This window comes from Pseudomonas sp. GD03875 (assembly GCF_029840585.1).
GTDB classification, from domain to species: domain Bacteria; phylum Pseudomonadota; class Gammaproteobacteria; order Pseudomonadales; family Pseudomonadaceae; genus Aquipseudomonas; species Aquipseudomonas paralcaligenes.
Genome location: NZ_JAOCCV010000084.1, coordinates 1 through 867 on the forward strand (window position 1 = coordinate 1; position 867 = coordinate 867).

At 61.0% G+C, this 867-nt stretch carries 1 pseudogene; it reads right to left on the reverse strand.

The annotated features are described in order from the left end of the window. Window positions 1-867: pseudogene (locus N5D30_RS26070) on the reverse strand (hypothetical protein); the annotation flags it as partial.

An 867-nucleotide genomic window follows, 5' to 3' on the forward strand; every position in this document is an offset into this window, starting at 1 on the left:
CTGAAACTGGAGCCGCCGCTATTCGCTGCCTCGCTCCCCTGGCTGGGTGCCACAATGTGCATGGGCTGTACGCCCGCTGCTGCAGGCCCGCTCCCGCCTCCGCCACTTCCTACATTGAGGGTGTATTGAGTACCTACCGTGGTACTCATTTTTTTGCCGATCTGGCTGCTTTTGTTCATACCGACCAAGGTGTTCATCATCATGCCCACGTTCAAGCTGTACCCCAGCCCGACGTTCTCCATCCGCCCCAGGCCGACGTTCTGCAGGTAGGCCATGCCTATGGTCTCGGTCTTGTTCTTGCCGACTCTCGTCGACCAGTTCTTGCCGATACGGTCCGTCTCGTTCTTGTCCACCTTCTTCGTGCGGTTCTTGTGGATCGTCACCTTCTCGTTGCCATCCACCGTTTCCGTACGGTTCTGGTGGATGTCGATGGTCTCGTTGCCGTCCACTTCTTCCTTGCGGTTGCCATGCACCGTGATCGTCTCGTCACGGTCCACCGTCTCCGTACGGTCGCGCTTGATGTGGCTGGTCTCATCGCGGTCGATGGTCTTGCTGCGGTCGTTGCCCACCCAGTGCGTCTCGTCGTTCTCGACTTCGATGTCCTGGTTCTTCTCGGCGTGAATCCACAGCTGTTCCTCGCCCTTGCGGTCCTCGAAACGCAGCGCGTTGGCGTTCTCGTAGCCCCCGCCCAGGCTCGAACGGGTCAGGATGCCCGACTGGGTGGCGTTGGCCGGCAGTTGCCACGGCGGCATCTGGAAGGCGTTGTACAGCCGGCTGGTGATCACCGGACGGTCCGGGTCGCCGTTCAGGTAGTCGACCAGCACTTCCTGGCCGATCCGCGGCAGGTGGATGCCACCGAAGCTCGAA